Below are 15,306 nucleotides of genomic sequence, written 5' to 3'. Positions count from 1 at the left end.
AGAACTTTCTTTTGTTTAAACCCCTTGTTAATTGGGAGTGCAAAGATACTCTATTTTTTAAAACTTCAAACTTTATTTGAAATATTTTTTAAAATTTTTAGAGAGCTTTTCGCCGCTAGTAAACTTAATCTTAAGTTTGTTTCGCTAAGCGGGTGCAAATATACAATGTTATTTGATTCGTGCAACATTTGTTTTAAAATAATTTATTTAATCCGAAAACTAATTTCAACTACCTGTAAAACAAGTATGTAAACACCAATATGTAAGGAACGTTGCTGTAATTGCGAGTGCAAAAGTACTGCTTTATTTCGCTTTTCCTAATGTAAATCAATATTATTTTTTAAAAAATACGTAAGTCTTTCTATTTCTGAGGAATATGTTTTTATCTTTTTTTACATATTTAATATTACTCATCTAATCGTTGGGAAATATTGGTAATAAACTATACAATTACTACCTTATTATAAACGAAAAGAGGATGCTTCCAGCGAAAACATCCTCTTTTGGAAGGAACAAATACTACTTTATCATTAATTTCTTAGTTTTAACTTGATTTTTACTTTGTAATTGAACCAAGAAAACTCCTTTATTTAAGTTTGACAAGTCTATTTGAGCATCACTTTGGTAATACTCTTCTTGAAAAACAATTTTTCCCGATATATCTATAATAGATAATTTGGCATCATTATACTCATGGGATATCTTAATAGAACCAAAACTTGGATTTGGTGACATATTAAAGAAAGCCTCTAAAGGCTCCTCTCCTATTCCAATAGTTGATTCATCATAACTCACATTAGAAGTTAAAACCTGATCCCCTGATGTACCACCATTATTATTAGCTGCATTTACTGCCGAATAGAATGTGACGATGCCTACATCTGTGCTTGGTGCAGTCCAAGTAAAGGCCCATTCTTTAGAATCTCCAACTGGTGTAATACCTGAAGCGGTATGCGTAATAGCCTTATTACCATTTGCCAATTGTGTTTGGCCATCAGCTGAAATTATAAACTGGCCTACTTTGTTACCATCAGCATCTTCAGCAGTTAGTTCAAATCCAAAGCGACCGGCATCGGCATCAGTGGCACTTAACATGACTTCATACGTTTCTCCAGTTACATATCCCAACTCTGGGATATTAGTACTTATCATCCCATCTTGCTGAGTTGCAGTCCCAGCATGACATTGTGTACAAGTTGCTCCGTTATCTCCAGGACTTCCAGATTTACCTCCTGGTGAACCTCCATGGAATAGTGTTCCTGCAAAGAACAATGCCATTGCAGTTGGTGCCAATAATGCGATAAAAAATGAGTATTTGTTTTTCATAAGTTTAGTTTTTGTTATTAGATTTTTTGAATTTAGATTAGGGGAGTATATAATGAATGGAACTTATATTTGATATTAGATTTCTAATCTAGGATCTCTATATAAGGAATTACATAATGTACTCTTTACAAAAAACAACAAAAAATGCTTTCAGGTTGCACCTTAACAATTGTTTAACAGCAAGTAGTATAGACGCTTTTAGTTGAAAAGAATCCAACTTACACCGAATTTAAAAGAAGCATCGGCAGCTGGATAGTATGGACTGGCATAATAATCACTCCCCATGAAACTGGAATTAAAATGGTCATAACGAACAAAAAGACGTGCTTTACCAATCTTAGCATTTAAATAAACATCGATAAAAGGATAATCTCCTATCTCTTGTTCGTTTTGAATATGAAAAGAGCGTAAGGCTGGCATATACCTATTAGCATAATACTTAGTGAAAAAATAAGCTTCGAAACCCATTTCTAATTCAAGTGCTCCCTCAAATAAGATATTATGATAAAATAGCTTCGCCTTTCCAGAAAAGTCGGGGACTCTAATAATATCGGGATGTGACATATTCTGGTAGGTTAAGCGTAGATCGGCACCCCAATGACCAATGCGGATATCTTTTTCAGCTGAGATGACAATATGCTGGATGTTTTTAGAACTTTGCTTTGGCAGAATAGTAGAATCCAAATAGACCAAATTTGTCATATTCATCACTTGTGCTTCCACTTTTAATCTCTTCCGCTCATACTTCACAAATAGTTTTTGAATATCCGTTTTATCAAAATCATTATTCCAGGTGAACCTAGAAGATGAGAATTCCTGCATTATCCAATCTGGAGAGCGATGAACAATTTTAATTCCTCCCGTAAGCAAGTTTGTTCTATACTTTAAAAAGAGTTTACCATTAAACTGAAAATCATTATTTAAATAGTCTCCTATATAATAGGAGGCATCAGAAGAAACACTCATGAATTTGGTGAAATTCAGAAACACTCCTCCTATGACAGCCAAATGATTAAATTCTTGCTTTTGGCAGTGCTGATAGTAATTCACTAGTTCATGTCTTCCACCTGCGAAGAAATTTATAAGCTTAGGATGATTTGGGTCATCGCTGTAATCAGAATTAGAGTAAATGAATTCATTTATATACTTCTGCATCCCAATAGTATCAAAGAATGAGGAACTATCTGGATTAGGATAAAAGGGTAAACCATCATATATAATAGATTCCTGATCTTCATCAGTATAACGATAATTTTGTCTTTCGTAATTAAAATAATGACTGATTTTACCAAGATGGGAGACCGGATCGAAATAAGGTTTCCTAAAATGAGTTACTGAATAGGCTTCGAAATCAATTTTACTGGTATCTGGAATATTTGAGAAATCAGGTTCGGGCCTAGAAAGGTAGAAAAACTGTTGAAATACTGCACCAGATATTCGTATCAGATTTTCAGCTGAAGCAAGGTTTGTAGCGATGATTTTTCGATTACTTTCTTGACTCTCTTCAAAATCAGCTAAACTTGTAACCCCTCCATTTTCTTGCAATACCAATTTATTATGATAATATTGAAAATCCGCTTTATACCTTGAGTTCTTGGTTCTATAACCCATTCCTCCCATAAAACCTTTCACGTCGGTCTTTTGTCTATTATATGCTCCTATCCTATTAAACAATTGGAAATCGAAATTAATTGTCAATTGTTGTTCCATAAAACTTTGGGCATGAGAAAACTTCAAACTGTTTTCCTTCTTTGCTCCCATCAGATAAAAAATCTCAGTATAAGGAGTTCGCGTATTGTATAGTTTAATATCCTTGGTATTCCAAAGATAGGCATTATAGCTCTTTATTCCTATACTAAAACCTTCAGATTCATTGAGCTGAAATACATGATTTTCCTGAGCTGACCCAATATTTCCCAGGTCATTATATGATACAGGCAGTAAATTAACGGGGTCATAGTCTCCTCCTCTATGGTTAGAGGTATCCATATAAATCAAATGCCTATAGTTTACACTGTCCAAAAACAAGGAATAAGAATAGACATCCATACTATCCATTCTAAAGAAAAAATCGATAATCTCATTTTGACTACTATCAGCGACCGAAATTAATGAATCATTGGCATTAATAGAATCATTAGAAATTTTTAATGTATCGAAACCTTTATTTATAGTGTCTTGTGAGTTTAATAAAGAATCAACAATAGCATAAGCAGAATCATTATTGATTTGAGCTGTTACTGGGTTTTGAATAAATATCAAAATCATAACAAATACTAATAACATGTTCCTTGCTAAAATCATTATGCGGATATCAATTTATTTAGTTTCAATCATGTTAATCATTAATGAAGAAAGCCTTTTACTAATCGTGTTTATTTGGCTGCAAATTTAATGAATAATTGAAGAAATGAATCTCCTATTCAACAAATTAGATTTTAATCACTTTTTGAAGATTTGATGAGCCTGATTCATAAGTAATTGTCATAAAATAAATCCCAGAAACCCAATTTTTCCCAAGCTGATTTTGAGGAGAATTTACCTTTATAGACTCCACCAACTGACCATATTCATTATGTATTAAAATTTCTTCAGCATTTTCTAAGCCTGAAACATTAAAATACTCTTGAAATAGTGATGGTGAAATCATTATTTTTCCTTCACTAACAGCATTATCCATACTTAACCAAGTGTCATCTTTAAAATAGGCCAAATATACATTGAAACTAACAGGACTATTCATTGTAATGTCTTCCATTGCAAAATCATCGTAAAATCGACCGGCCAAAATAACCTGATTAGTTTCTGGAACCGCCATTGTTTTAATTCTTGCGGTCTCGCCCGTTAATTGACTTGCATCAATGACTTCTCCATTTTCATTAATCTTCACAAAATACACCTCTAAATATCCACAACAGAGATTATAAGTTAATGTTAGTTCTCCAAAATTAATATCGCCAAGAAAATGACCAGTTAGATAGGTATTCCCCACTCTATCTACCTTTAGACTTTCGATGCCTTCCATGGAATGAGAATAATAATGACGAGACCAATTTACATCACCATTATTAGAGAAATTGGCAACAAAAATATCTTCATCAAAATCGGCAGTAACATAATCCTCGTCTCCAATACTAACATTGGAACTAAATACTCCGCCAACAGTAATGCTTCCATCTGAGGCTACAGCCAATTTAGTATTCGGGCGCATATCGTTACCTTGAAACTGATAAGCCCAACTTAAGTCTAAATTTGAGTTCAATTTGATCATATATAAGCCAAGAGCTTCACCTGCTTCAAATGTTTCATCTCCAAACGTTATGTTTTGATAAAAGTCGCCAACAGCATAAACATTTCCATAAATATCCATGTCAACACCTGATACTTTATCTACACTGGCTCCTCCAGCTGTCATCACATTAATGAATTCACCATCGAGATTCATCTTAGCAATAAAAATATCGGTTCCATCTTGACTAAAAAGAGTGTCATTATCAAGAATAGTATAATCATAGAATCTACCACCTAAAAGAATCACATCATTTTTTATCTTCATAGTTTCAATAGATTCAGAATTTGGACCTCCGAATGTTTTTAACCATACAAAGTCACCATTAGATTGATATTTTGCGATATACATATCAAAACTCCCATTACTTGTTTCAACTTCCCCTCCCAAACTAATTTGAGTTTTAAATTTCCCCATGATATAAATATTGCCTTCAATATCGCAATGAACTTCTTGTGCAACTTGGTCGTCTGCTCCACCGTCTGTCATAGACCATTCATAATTACCATGTTCATCGACAACAAAAAGAATTAAATCGCTACCATCCTCAGCCACATAATTATTTCCTTCAATGGTGAATTCATTATCGAAATGAGAAAAAGCTATAATCTTATTCAAATTATCTGAGGCAATACTTTCTATGTCATTTGGATAATTATCGTTTCCATATTGTTTAGCCCAATAAAACTCCATATCCTGAGCTACAGTGTTGGTTGAAAATCCATAAATAAGAAATACAAAAAGTATAGTTGAAAATCGTTTATTCATGATGATAAGGTTCTTTGTTAATAATAGTAAAAGCACGATAAATCTGTTCAAGGAAAATCATTCTAATAATTTGATGAGAAAATGTCATTTGTGATAAAGCAATTTTTTGGTTTGCTTTTTTATAAACAGCATCACTAAAGCCATAAGCTCCACCAACAACAAAAACAAGGTTTTTGATACTTTGCAACATCGATTTCTCAACGAAAGAAGCAAATTGGACAGAGGTCATTTCTTTCCCATTCTCATCTAATAAGACTAAAAAGTCCGAAGGGTTTAGTTTATTTAAAATCAATTCGCCTTCTTTCAATTTAATTTCAGCCTCATTCATATTCTTGGTATTCTTTAAAGCAGGAATAATATCTAACTTGAATTGAATGTACCTTTTCATTCTTTTCAGATACTTTTCAATTCCCTTCTCTACTATACTATCCGTTGTTTTACCTACCAACATCAGGCTGATTCTCATATCATTAAATTTATTCCACAAGTTCAAATATTCGTATAAAAAACAGGATTTTGAAGACTTCATTCCTCATGATAACTCGCTATTTTTTATACTTAACACTTGAAAACAATATTTATTTACTCATTATGCAAACATAAGTAAAACATTGAAAAATGAAATGGCTTTATAGAATGTTAACAAAACACAATTATCTAAGGCTTAAAAACTCATAATCCCCAAAAATGATTAATTTTGTATTTATAATTCTGTTGATAGCAGGGTAAATTATAGAACCATGAAAAAAATCCTATTTCCAATTATTCTGATTCTTTTTAGCTCCGGCTTATATAGTCAGAACAATCAAGATTCTTTTGAACTCATTGCTAAAGCTTTTATGAGTAACGACAGCAAAAGCCTAGGAACACAAATGTCTAATACTTTGGATCTAAGTATAGGAACCAATGATGGAACTTTTGGTAAACAACAAGCCCTGGTTTTATTAAAAGACTTCTTTTTAAAAAACAAAATCAAAGCATTTAAAATAAAACATAAGGGAGCCAGTAATGAAAGAACCCATTATGCGGTTTGCGATATGCAAAGTGAGCAAAAAAAGTGGAGCGTATATGTTTTATTGAACAAAGAATCGAAAATCATCCAACTACAAATTGAAGATTAATGACTATTGAAGAAACAATAAAGTTCGCTCTAGAGGAAGATCTAGGCGATGGCGATCATACATCCTTATCAACCATTCCATCTGACCACAAAGGAAAAGCTAGATTGGTTGCCAAAGAAAATGGGACAATTGCAGGAGTTAGAATTGCAGAACTCGTATATAAAGCAGTAGATCCAGAAACAGAATTGACTATTTTTATAAAAGATGGAGAAAGAATAGAAATTGGGGATGTTATTTTTGAAGTTTCAGGGAAATCCATTTCCATTTTATCAGCAGAAAGATTGGCGCTAAACTTTATGCAAAGAATGAGCGGTATTGCAACTCAAACCCGCCAATACATGAGCATTATTGACGGAACCACAACCAAGCTTTTAGATACCAGAAAAACGACTCCTTTAATGCGTCTTCTTGAAAAAGAAGCGGTAGCTTTAGGCGGAGGAACTAACCATAGAATGGGACTTTACGATATGATTATGATTAAGGACAATCATGTGGACTTTGCTGGTGGAATTTGTAAAGCTGTGGATGCTTGTCATAAATATCTTAAAGAAAAGAATAAAGATTTGAAAATAGTGATTGAAATCAGGAATTTAAAAGAATTGCAAACTGTAATCGATCATGGAGGAGTAGATAGAGTACTCCTGGATAATTTCACACCAAAAGGCATAGAAAAAGCATTGGTGATGCTTGATGGCAAATTTGAAAGCGAGGCTAGTGGTGGGATTGATAAAAATACCATTAGAGCCTATGCCGAAACTGGAGTAGATTTTATTTCAATAGGCGCTTTAACACATCAAATAAAAAGCTTAGATTTAAGCCTACTAGCTATAGCTTAATAGAATGAAGAAAATATACATTATCAGAAAATTAAAGACGATTGTAATTCCCGGTTTCGATGGGGTCCCCATATATAATGTTTTAGATTTCTTTTTTAAAGGAGTGGTGAATGGCGCTATCACAACTCGTGCTTCTGCTATATCCTTTAGCATGTTTTCTGCTCTATTTCCTGCTATCATATTCATTTTCACATTGATTCCTTTTATACCCATAGAGAATTTTCAAGATGTATTATTGGGATTAATACATGACATCATGCCTACAAAAGCATGGGAAGCTATAGATTCCACGGTAGTTGACATTGTAAAAAGACCAAGAGGAGGCCTGTTATCATTGGGGTTTGTGTTGGCCCTATTCTTTGCCACCAATGGTATTAATAGTATGATTGATGCATTTAATGCCTCATACCATACTATGGAATTTAGAGGTATTTTCATGCAAAGATGGGTAGCCATTGTATTGGTTTTGGTATTAGCTGTTCTTTTGATAGTAGTCATTACCACGATAGTAGTTGGTACGGCCTTTTTCAATTATCTCGATTATAAAGATTTACTGCATGATAATTATGTAGCACAACTAATCCAATGGTTTAGATGGATCGCATTATTGGCCCTCACCTATTTTGGCGTTTCCTTTATTTATTATTGGGGCCCTGCCAAAAAAACACCATTCAAATTTTTCTCTGCTGGTTCTAGTTTGGTTACTATTTTAATGATGATTTCAAATATTGGTTTTAATTTCTACGCCAATAATTTAGCCACCTATAATGCACTTTATGGTTCCATTGGAACTTTATTATTGGTTCTTTTATGGGTATATTTCAACTCCATTATTGTATTGATTGGTTTTGAACTGAATGCCAGTATCTATAATGCTGCGCTTAAAGCTAAAGGAATTGATTTAAAAGCCATAAATGAGCCCAAAAATGATGTTTAAAATTTTATGTTTAATTAATTCAAAATTTAGTTTCAACTTATTAACCTCCTTTAACGAATATACTTCTTATTTCCATCTTGAAAACCTACTAAAAAAGCATCAGGAATAATCTCTTGGATTTCTTTTAGTAGCATTCTTGCATCAGCGTTATCATTAAAATTCCCAATAGAATAAACGTATTTTCCATTACTATTTTGATAGGAGTCTACACTATAATCGTCATCTAATTGAGAGGCTATCCAATTCAAATCAATAGGATTAGAATAAACTCCAACTTGAACTTTATATTCCAGATTAGAATTAGAAATTATTCTTGCTTGTTGACTCATATCCCACTGGTTATCAATCTGCAAACTAGCATCCTCGAGAATGACAATATCTTCATCATTCGGAGAATCTACTCCTCTATTGATTTGCTGACGAGCTTCAGCTAAACCAACAGAATTCCCATTACTAAATGCTACCACAAATGCGTCTTTCACTCCTTGCTCTACTATTTCGTCCTTTTTGACAGTGGCATCCGCAATACTATTAAAGATACCAGAATAGTAAATCCAATAACCATTTTGCATTCGCTTATGATATAATGGTTTGATTCCAAAAATCATGGCACTAGTACGCGGACGACTATAAACTCCCACTTGAACAGTATAATAAACACCTGGTAGAGACGATATGTTAGTAGCTGAAAAATCAATATTCCCAACGCTGGTTCTTCTTACTGCTGCAACAGAATTTATTGGTGAATCAGTACTTCCCTCATCCTCTCGTAAACTCAATAATGTTACTGCTTCTCCATTTTTCCAAGAACGAATAAAAGCATCTTGGTAACCTGAAGAACGTAATGCATTTCTTCTGATAATTGCTGCGTCCATCTCATTGAAATTACCTGAGAAATATCTAATAAAATCTGTTCCTGTTACTTTTTCAGCACTGATATCACTTACTCTATTGAAGAAAGACTCGTTTTTCAACTCTTTTAATGCTGTAAACTGAACCCTATAAACAATCCCATCATCTACTGAGGAGATATACTCCACTTCTTGTCCTGCAGAAATACTTTCTTGAGAATTTATAGGAGGCTTCTGAACTTGGGAATTAACACCGCTATTATTTGCGATGGACTCCTCAGCATCTTCTTTAATGAGATTAGTACCTTGAGATTTAATAGTGATTTGAGATGGTGGAATATCACTAGGAACTATATTATTCTTCGATATGGCAGCTTCTCCTTCATTTCGTAATGGATTAACTACCAAGTTGTTTTTAGCCAACTCTTGTTCCTCTTCAGTGACCACTTGATAAGCCATCATACTTTTCATATCATGTTTTTCTAACATCGTTTTAGTTTGCTGTTGCAAGTCAAGTGCTTTCATTTCTAAGGAATAGGCATCTTGTAATAAAACCTTTTTTAAACTAAATGATATTCCTGGTTGATTGGCTTTCGCTCTTTTAAGTTGAGCCTGGGCAAAATAATCATCTATTTGAGCAAATATATTTCTCATTAATTCACGTTCCTTGGTGCTGGCTAAATCCATCATAAGCTGCTCCAATAACAATTGATTTTTTCGATACCTGGTTTTATTTTTTTGAGCTATCACCTCAAATTCCTCCAAAATCAAATACATAGCCACTTCTTCTTTATCCTTGGCTTGCTGAAACAAATCTTCTCGGGTTTGAATATTATTGGAACGTTGTGCTCTTTGCTTTAAAGAACTGGCCTCTGATAATAAAACTTCAATCTTATCTTTTAGATCACTCAAATAACTGTTAAAATCACGATTCGATTTCTTAGCTTCCTTCTGTTCTTCTTCAGAAAGTGTTTCAAGGATGCGATCTGCCAAATCGAATACTCTATTGGCTTCATATTCCAAACTATCAGCTTTTTGACGAAGAATATCCACTTTCTTTTCGACCAAATAAGCCTCTTTAGGTGTTAAGTTTGTGTTTTGAGATTGAACCAAAAGAGCAATTTCTCTCTTGATTAGTTCTAATTCTTCAGTTAACATTTCTGCTTTAAAATTTTCACGTTCATAAACATGAAGATCATCATTAGTACCTAACGGATTTTTGTTAGTATTAGGCTCAGTTACTTGAGAAATGGCTGTATTCATTGGTCTTCCCAAAACTTCGCTCTTTCTATTATCAATACCTTCGAAAACCAATTCCTGATTCACCACCATCTGACTTTGCTGCACTGGGGCTTTAGATAAGGCGTTCACTTCGGCTTCTATACTTGCTAGTGACAAAAATATCTGATGTTCTTCATGCATACTATTTCCGAATGCCAATGCTTTTTCAGACTCATTTTGTATTTTGGTAGCTTCAATTTCTTTTGATTCCGCAGCTTTTAGGGCTTCCCTCCTCTTGAAAGCATTTCTTTTTCCTTCAGCTTCTTGTCTCTCTTCGGATGCTTCACTCAATAATTTTACCGATTGATTGGCTAAATCCATAGACAAAGCGAAAGCAGAATCCATCTTTATTTTTGAAGAATTTATCTGCCCGATCAATTGCAATTGAATATCTAAAAGTTTGATTTCTGGCTCTTCTCCAAATGAAGATATTTCTGTTTGCATTTTCTCAAACTTAACAGTTGCTGCATTCAAATTATTCTTCTCTAAATCTTTTTCAATGTCAAAAGAATATTGAGTGATTTGATCTTGAATATTTCGCTCTCCATCTAAATAAGTTTGATACTCATCGGAAACTGCTTTTAATGCTAAAGCTTGATATAGGTACGATTTAGCTGAATCATTCACTGGCCTTCTTGATATAGGATCATTTAGTGTCTCTAATTGCAAACTAAATTTATTACTAGTATTTAGTTTATTCTCAGCTGAAATAGCCAATCGTTTTTGCATCAAATCAACCTCTGTCATATGGGCTTGAGCATACAAATTTAAGCTACCTAAAGCATCTCTAATATCATCGTCAGTTTTAAATTCTTTAGCATTGATAGCTTTTAAATTGATATCTTTTACAATACCTTCTGAAGTATTCTCTACAGGGTTAGATATCACTAAGCCTGTTGAAACAGAGCCAGAACCATTAACACTAGAGGTTTCGTTACCATTGGATTTGCTATTAGTAGTATTTGGGATATTCAAAGATGGATGGGTCGTGGTAGGATTATTTGAAGGATAGGTAGCTAATACTTCTGTTGTGTGTTTTGTTTCTTCTTCAATAATATCTGGTTTACCAATACTTAATGATGGTAACTCTAAAATATCCACTCCTACCTGAGGTGTATTCTGATAGAAGAACTGATTCAAAATGACCTGATCATTTCTTTGTACCTGCCCATTAGTGATTAAAAATTCTTGATTCTCACTTTCGCTGAAAATCTCAGGAATTGGAACAAACAATTCATTAACGAAGAAATTATAAGCACTGTCATCAATTTCTGTCTTGTTTAATGCGGCCATTTTTCTTTGAAGCTGGACGTTTTTAAGTAAAGCTTCATCTGGTAAATTATTATCCAAATCACTTTGCATGGTCTGAACAGTTTCTGCTGCTTCATCGAGTAATAAACTTTGTTGAACAATTTGCTGGTCGTATTGCTTAATGAATGAGGCAGCAACCGAAGCTTTATAAAAACCTTTCTTACTCTCTAAACTCAAGCTATTGGCTTCAGCTATTTCAGGAGTAGACAAATTAGCAGAAGAAATTTTAGTAATACTCTGTTGCTCGAATTTATTGGCCTCCTCTAATTGTTTCAAATAATATTGGTTTACTTGATTTCTCTTAGCCAAAAGAAATTCTGTTTCTCCTACCAATGAATTAATTTGGTTTAAAGAGTTTTGAATTAAGGAATTAGTTGAGCTCTGAACAAAAGAATTAAATCTGGGTTTTATGATATATAGATTCTCTGCCTCCTTTTGTGTGGAAGGGCTAAAAATCCTAGTGAATCTCTCCTCGCTAGAACTCAGATCTACATTTGGTGACAATACTAAATTCTGCTGAACTTCACTATTATTGGCATCCTCCATAAACTCTTCAACATTATTCCAATCCTCTGAAGCTTGACCGAAAGACTTAACTAGATCACCTTGAGAAGTAATTTGATATGTCGGAATTAAAACAGAAGAAGTTGTAACTGGTTTGATCAGCGCTCCTGTTTCCATATTGAAATCACTAGAAAAATCTGTAATCACCTTATAATTATTATAGTCTCTTTCTATTCCTATATATATCTGTTCTATATTATTGAATTTTTTATTCTTCAACTCTGTTTCCAACAATTCAAATTGTTGCGTCATCTTCACAGAAATCCGAGCGGCATCGTTATTTGCTGATTCTAATTGTTGATCTACGAGATTTAATGTTTTGATTTCTGTTACTTTATTTTGAAGATTATTAAACTCTTTATTGGTTTGAGCCAATAAATCTTGCTGTGTAGAAACCGGTGCATTTTTTGTAGAAACTAACAACTGATTAGCTTTTGTAAAGCTCTGTTGAGATTCGGTTTCTAATGTAGAAATTCGGTTTTGCAATTTTCTTTGTCCAAATGAATTTAGCTTATTTTGTTTTCTTACTGCAGCAATCATTTGTAGGCTTTGAGCCCTTAAAAAATCTTCGTTTCCTGCACTAAAATTCAATTGAGAGGAAGGTATTAAATGGTCACTATCAATAATTTGTTTGGCTATTTCTCCATTGGAATTTAATATATAAATAGATGTTGTAGCTTTAAGAGTTGACGAGGAAGTTTCAGTCGTGGTAATGGATTGATTATTCTGGAGGTTTAGTTCATCCGAGTTAAAGGTGTTTTTAGAAAAATCATATCCCTTTTCCAGCTCCAGAGCCATGGCTTGATAGGCCTCAAATTTCTCATCAGGATCTACACTAGACATCTGAGTATTTTGAAGATCACTTCTTGTTTTCGCAATCATCTTGTCCGACCAAGCTTTTGCATTTTGATAGTTATTTAATTCTTCTTGCTCCTGGTTGACGGCTTGTAATGCCTCCGATTTTTCAGCATCCTCTAGTTGTTCAAAAGACTTAATCATTTCCTCTATATGGCCTTCTTTCTCTCCGATTAAAACCAGAATACTAGGTTGTTGTTGTTCTAAAACAATTAAATATTCCTCTAACTTTTTCGATGGATTATTCGAAAAAGCAGTCGTTTCAGTTATTAAATCTTCTTTTACTTCCTTAGTAGGAATATAAGATTCGAATTCAGCAGATAATGCAACAATTTCTAGCTGAGGGGTTTCAGATTCCAATTTAAAAGCTTGATAAACAATGGCTTCCTGAATTTCTAGAGGAAATTGCCTATTAGTATTCTCCCCTTCATTAATAGGCATTTCTGCTTCTAATTCCATCACTTTTGGTGCATTCAACTGAATAGATTTCATGGCTAAAATAGTAGCTTGGGCTCTATCTAAATCACCATTAATCACTGCATTTTCAGCATCACCATATTGTCTATTTAAAGTAGCAAAATTCTGTACCTGCCTTTCAATTTTACGCTGAGTTTCTTTAGCAAAAGTTTCTAAATTAGCTGCTATATAATCCAATTGTTCAGCTTTCCCAATGGCGAAATTTGAAGTATTGATAAGCTTTGTTAACCCCTCTTTATCATTGGAGCTGGCAGCCAATTTCATATTTTGTTTCACCTCCTCTCTTAGTCGATGTGATTCGAGTTTTTTATTTGATGCCAACGACAATGCATATTGCCTTACACTATCAAAAGCATCCATATTTTTCTCAAAGCGAGAAATAACTACTTTGGCACTATCAATAACTACCTGTTCTTGTTTTTTCTTTTCTATATCTGCAGCAATCTTTTCCTCGTTTTGCTGATGTAAAATTTGAGCTGCTGCAATATGATCAACTACTGGAATCTCATCAAACTCTTCTTCACTAATATTGACATCGAGACTTGCTCGATTTTTAATATTCCTTAAATCCTCTTCGGTAAGCATCTTATTTTTGGCATAAATAGCAGCTAAATCATCTGATCCATCAGGTCGTTTAATGATACCTACTTTATAAACCATAATTTGATCATCCACACTGCTTCTCACTGAGGCAAACCAGGCCGTAGCTTCAGAAGTATCCGAAACAAATAGGATATCATCTACTGGAGTATTGAATGGGAAATTTACATTTTCAGGAACAGACCAAGTTTTGCTTTGGTCATTATACACTGATTTAAATATATCGAACCCACCAATAGTATTATGACCTTTTGAACTAAAATACATAGTTTTTCCGTCAGGCATCATCACCACATAATCGTCATCATAAGGGGTATTAATGATATCTGGTAGCCTTTCTGGTTCTGACCATCCTCCTTCAAGAAGTTTAGTCCTTTTATAAATATCCTTTTGGTCCTTGTTTTGTTTACTATATGCAGAATAATAAACATCATTTGCTTTGGAATTGAAAAAGATAAAATCGTTGGAAGTTTTCCTTTGGTCTTCTTTGGATAGGAAATCTTCAGGTTTACGAATCATCTTTCCTCCATAACCATGTAAGTTATAAGACCTGAAAAACTCATCTCGTGACACTTCATTTTTTTCTAAGACAAAAAGATCTTTAACACTTTTCATCATATGCATTCCATTTCTACACATTTCGATCTTCCTGTCCACCTCAAAATTCGGACTGACTTTTCTTCCAGCTTTGCTTTTGTAATCTTCATAAAATGAAATAGCTGCAGGGAAATTATAATTAATATGGTAGGCAAAACCAAGGTGATAATACAAATTGGGATCTGATATTTGATTGATGGCTTTTTTTAAATGAGTAATAGGTGCATATGTATCTCTACGATCTGAATAAAGTAAGCAAACTCCAAATCGATAGCTTAATTCAGGATTATTTCTATCTAAACTCAATAACTGAGAATATAATGGAAAGGCTGCGAGGTACTGCTCATCTTGAAATAGAACAGCTGCTTTATCAGCCATTTCTTCTGAGGAATCGAACTCATTTTGAGTAAATCCAACAAGGAAGCTCAGCCACAAGATGCTGATAAAAATATATTTCAAAATCTTTGATATGCCCATCAAAATATGTATTTCT

At 33.6% G+C, this 15,306-nt stretch carries 8 protein-coding genes; 3 read left to right on the top strand and 5 right to left on the bottom strand.

Going from position 1 to position 15,306, the window contains the following annotated elements:
• Positions 1 to 519: 519 nt before the first annotated feature.
• The 4 genes from HNS40_RS05510 to rlmH all read right to left on the bottom strand — a co-directional run bounded on the left by HNS40_RS05510 (position 520) and on the right by rlmH (position 5,849).
• A complete protein-coding gene (locus HNS40_RS05510; RefSeq protein ID WP_172278499.1) occupies positions 520 to 1,326 on the bottom strand; it encodes a choice-of-anchor V domain-containing protein in 807 nt (268 codons plus the stop codon).
• Between the two features lie 198 nt (positions 1,327 to 1,524).
• Entirely contained in the window at positions 1,525 to 3,594 is a 2,070-nt protein-coding gene (locus HNS40_RS05505; RefSeq protein ID WP_172278497.1) for a putative porin, read from the bottom strand.
• Positions 3,595 to 3,757: 163 nt separating this feature from the next.
• The gene (locus HNS40_RS05500; RefSeq protein ID WP_172278495.1) at positions 3,758 to 5,383 is read right to left on the bottom strand and encodes a T9SS type A sorting domain-containing protein; all 1,626 of its coding nucleotides are present in this window, start codon (positions 5,381 to 5,383) and stop codon (positions 3,758 to 3,760) included.
• Positions 5,376 to 5,849: a 23S rRNA (pseudouridine(1915)-N(3))-methyltransferase RlmH gene (gene rlmH / locus HNS40_RS05495; protein WP_172278493.1), complete on the bottom strand. Its 474-nt coding sequence runs from the start codon at positions 5,847 to 5,849 to the stop codon at positions 5,376 to 5,378. The genes HNS40_RS05500 and rlmH overlap by 8 nt, the downstream gene beginning before the upstream one ends.
• A gap of 274 nt (positions 5,850 to 6,123) precedes the next feature.
• Here rlmH and HNS40_RS05490 point away from each other — a divergent pair, with 274 nt between their 5' ends.
• The 3 genes from HNS40_RS05490 to HNS40_RS05480 are packed head-to-tail and all read left to right on the top strand — an operon-like array spanning position 6,124 to position 8,277.
• Positions 6,124 to 6,504, top strand: coding sequence for a DUF4783 domain-containing protein (locus HNS40_RS05490; protein ID WP_172278491.1), 381 nt, complete (start codon positions 6,124 to 6,126; stop codon positions 6,502 to 6,504).
• Positions 6,504 to 7,340 (top strand): carboxylating nicotinate-nucleotide diphosphorylase, encoded by an 837-nt coding sequence (gene nadC / locus HNS40_RS05485; RefSeq protein ID WP_172278489.1) that lies wholly within the window; start codon positions 6,504 to 6,506, stop codon positions 7,338 to 7,340. The genes HNS40_RS05490 and nadC overlap by 1 nt, the downstream gene beginning before the upstream one ends.
• Before the next feature lie 4 nt (positions 7,341 to 7,344).
• On the top strand, positions 7,345 to 8,277 hold the full coding sequence (locus HNS40_RS05480; protein ID WP_172278487.1) for a YihY/virulence factor BrkB family protein: 933 nt from the start codon (positions 7,345 to 7,347) through the stop codon (positions 8,275 to 8,277).
• Between the two features lie 50 nt (positions 8,278 to 8,327).
• Here HNS40_RS05480 and HNS40_RS05475 read toward each other — a convergent pair whose 3' ends face one another.
• Positions 8,328 to 15,290 carry an SPOR domain-containing protein gene (locus tag HNS40_RS05475; RefSeq protein ID WP_172278485.1) on the bottom strand — a complete coding sequence of 2,321 codons (6,963 nt, stop codon included), beginning with the start codon at positions 15,288 to 15,290 and terminating at the stop codon, positions 8,328 to 8,330.
• Positions 15,291 to 15,306 lie beyond the last annotated feature (16 nt).

The organism is Lentimicrobium sp. S6 (assembly GCF_013166635.1).
GTDB lineage: Bacteria > Bacteroidota > Bacteroidia > Bacteroidales > UBA12170 > UBA12170.
This window is presented reverse-complemented; position numbering and strand designations above follow the sequence as displayed.

Excerpts from the sequence above, each read along its gene's own strand:
- HNS40_RS05510 (WP_172278499.1), bottom strand. The coding sequence starts at position 1,326 with ATGAAAAACAAATACTCATTTTTTATCGCATTATTGGCACCAACTGCA.
- HNS40_RS05505 (WP_172278497.1), bottom strand. The coding sequence starts at position 3,594 with ATGATTTTGATATTTATTCAAAACCCAGTAACAGCTCAAATCAATAAT.
- HNS40_RS05500 (WP_172278495.1), bottom strand. The coding sequence starts at position 5,383 with ATGAATAAACGATTTTCAACTATACTTTTTGTATTTCTTATTTATGGA.
- rlmH (WP_172278493.1), bottom strand. The coding sequence starts at position 5,849 with ATGAGAATCAGCCTGATGTTGGTAGGTAAAACAACGGATAGTATAGTA.
- HNS40_RS05490 (WP_172278491.1), top strand. The coding sequence starts at position 6,124 with ATGAAAAAAATCCTATTTCCAATTATTCTGATTCTTTTTAGCTCCGGC.
- nadC (WP_172278489.1), top strand. The coding sequence starts at position 6,504 with ATGACTATTGAAGAAACAATAAAGTTCGCTCTAGAGGAAGATCTAGGC.
- HNS40_RS05480 (WP_172278487.1), top strand. The coding sequence starts at position 7,345 with ATGAAGAAAATATACATTATCAGAAAATTAAAGACGATTGTAATTCCC.
- HNS40_RS05475 (WP_172278485.1), bottom strand. The coding sequence starts at position 15,290 with ATGGGCATATCAAAGATTTTGAAATATATTTTTATCAGCATCTTGTGG.